The sequence below is a fragment of the Aeromonas sp. LsrichE-8G genome (assembly GCF_022869435.1).
In the GTDB taxonomy this organism is placed as follows: Bacteria; Pseudomonadota; Gammaproteobacteria; order Enterobacterales; family Aeromonadaceae; genus Aeromonas; species Aeromonas caviae.
This window is the reverse complement of sequence record NZ_JALIHH010000072.1, coordinates 1-2,835: the sequence shown is the minus strand read 5'-3', so window position 1 is coordinate 2,835 and position 2,835 is coordinate 1. Positions and strand designations below refer to the sequence as shown.

The window sequence follows — 2,835 nt, the reverse complement described above, 5'->3', positions numbered from 1 at the left end:
TGAAACCATCACGCGCAATCATCAATGCAGAGGGATGGCAAACCTGCTGGCCCGAGTGAAACACTTCATGGATACCGTGTCTCCTTTCCCGGGGAATGGCTATGGCACAGCGAAGGTGTAGCACTATTGGGATCAGTTATTTAGTTCACAAGGAAGGTGACTCCTTGCCTGGCTCAGCGCCGGCTCAATCAGATCCAGATCCTCGCTCACCAGGGCCTGATGCAGGGCGTGCAGGCAGACCTCCCGCGCTTCCCCCTGGGCCAGCGGGGAACTGACCGCGCCCGGCATAGGTATCGATGGAGTGTTGTGCACGCTCCAGGGCCTCGAGGAAGGGTGCGATAAGCTGGCTGGTGTCGCCACCCTGCTCGATGGCCTCGTTCAACTCGGCACTGATACGCGCCACATCGGTGAGTGACAGGCTCCCCGCCCCCCCCTTGAGCTTGTGGGTCAGGCTCGCGGCCGCATCGGTCTCGTGCTGGGCGATATAGTCCGGCAACACGGTACCAACCGTCATGTAGTCATCGCGAAAACGCCGCAGGTATTTAAGATAGACCGAGGCTTCACCCCAGTTGCGCAGTCCGGTATCGATATCGATGCCGGCCACCGGCTCATGGGGGAGTGGCTCGTCGCTCACTGTGAGCGGCAGGACACAGTCCGGCAGATAACGCAGCAAGGTCGCGATAAGCTGCTCCACATCGAGCGGCTTGGCGATGAAGTCGTTCATGCCAGAGGCCAGCGCCGCCTCCCGCTGATCCTTGAATACCCCTGCGGTGAGTGCCAGCACGGGAGTCTCCTCCCGCCCCGGCAGCAGACGCAGGCGACGGGTCGCCTCGTAGCCATCCATCACTGGCATCTGCACATCCATGAGTACCAGATCGATGCGCCGTGCCGGATCTGCCAGGCAGGCCAGGGCTCTCTCCCCATCGATGGCGGTGATCACCTCGGCCCCCTCCCGTTGCAACAAGCGGGTCGCCACCTCCAGGTTGATGTCGCTGTCATCCACCAGCAGTATGTGCACGCCCGGCAGGCGCAGACGGCGCTGGCCACTCTCAAGGGGCTCCACATGCTCGCGCTTCTCGTGGATGAGACGTGCCACCGCGTTGTAGAGACTGGAGCCGGTGACCGGTTTGTGCAGCACCAGATCCACCTGATCCGAGCCGGGGCGGTGCATCAGTTCATCCTGGGAATAGGCGGTCGCCATGATGATGATGGGTGAACGCTCCTGCTGCTCGAAGGCGCGGCGAATGGCCAGGCAGGTCTCGAGCCCGTCCATGCCCGGCATGATCCAGTCGAGCAGGATCACGTCAAAACGCTCCCCCTGGCGCAGCAGATGGTGCAGCGCCTGCTCACCGGACTCCACCACCCGCGACTGCCATCCGAGGGAACCCACCGTCATCGACAGGGCGTCGCGGGTCACCTGATTGTCGTCGGCGATGAGCAGCGAGATGTGCTGCAGGCGCTCGTTCAAGGCCTCGGGCCGCTCCCCCTGCTCCAGCCGGACGCGGAACCAGAATTCGCTCCCCTTGCCAAGCTCGCTGGTGACGCCGATGTCCCCCCCATCAGATTCACCAGGCGGCGACTGATGGTCAGACCAAGCCCGGTGCCCCCGAAGCGGCGACTGGTGGAGGAGTCTGCCTGGGAGAATGCATTGAAAATGTTGGCCTGCTGCTCGGGGGGAATGCCGATCCCGGTGTCGCGCACCCGAAACAGCAAGGTGGCCATGCCGTCTTGCTCTGATTCCAGCACAACCTTGACCTCCACCTCGCCGCGTTCGGTAAACTTGATGGCATTGCCGGTCAGGTTGAGCAGCACCTGCTCGAGGCGCAGGGCGTCCCCAATCAGATGGGAAACCGGCTCGGGGGCACTGCTCACCACCAGTTTGAGGTGCTTCTGGCCAACGCAGGTGGACATGATGGCCGCCACGTGATCGAGCACCTCTTCGAGACTGAATGGCACCCGCTCAAGCTTGAGCCGACCCGACTCAATCTTGGAGAAATCGAGGATGTCGTTGATGATCCCGAGCAGCGCCTGCCCGGCCTGGTGGATTTTGCGCACCAGGGCATGCTGACCATCCTCGAGCCCTCCCTGTTCGAGCAGGTAGGTCAGCCCCATGATGGCGTTCATGGGGGTGCGGATCTCGTGGCTCATGTTGGCGATGAAATCACCTTTGACCTGTGCCAACCTGGCCGCTTCCTGCTGGGCCAGTTGCTCCTTGTGCCTGCTGCGCACCAGTGCAGCCACACCGGCACCAAACAACAGCAGCAGCACGGCGCTGGCGGCCAAGATGATCCCCCAGATATGAGTGCGAATGGCCTGCAGCTCGCTGTGCGGCACCAGGGACGCGGCTTTCCAGATCAGCTGATCATGATTCTGTGCCGGGTACAGGGTGGTCCAGCTCCAGAGTCCGTCGGCAGACTCCATCTGGCCGTTTGATGCGTCCCAGAACGCCTGCCAGGCCTGGGGAGAAGTCTGCTTCAGAGTCAGATCCGGGCGCTCGAGCATGAAGCCCCACTCCCGGGATGGGTCCGGGCTGCGCAGCCAGTATCCGTCCTGGTTGAACAGCATGATGTGATCGGCTGCCTTGCCGCGGTTGTCGGCAAACTCCTTGAGCATACGGGCAGCCTGAACGTTGATTAGCAGCAGACCAAGATCACGTCCCCCAAGGCGCAGACGCTTGGCAATGCGGATCTTGACATCCTCCCCCACCTTAGCGCTTCGCGTCACAGGAGGGGGATCCCCATTACTGGGTGATAGCTGCTCGCGCAGTACCGGGTTCCTGCTTCATCGGGCGGCCTGATTGCACCGCGCCTCCACAGGCTAAAACGGCGTGTCCCG

The 2,835-nt window shown here is 62.5% G+C and carries 2 pseudogenes; one reads left to right on the top strand and one right to left on the bottom strand.

Annotated elements, in window-relative coordinates:
* Positions 1-121, top strand: a pseudogene (locus tag MUW49_RS12845) (IS630 family transposase); the annotation flags it as partial.
* Positions 122-141: 20 nt separating this feature from the next.
* On the opposite strand, the pseudogene MUW49_RS22080 reads toward MUW49_RS12845, so the two are convergent.
* Positions 142-2,688: pseudogene (locus tag MUW49_RS22080) on the bottom strand (response regulator); the annotation flags it as partial.
* Positions 2,689-2,835: the final 147 nt, after the last annotated feature.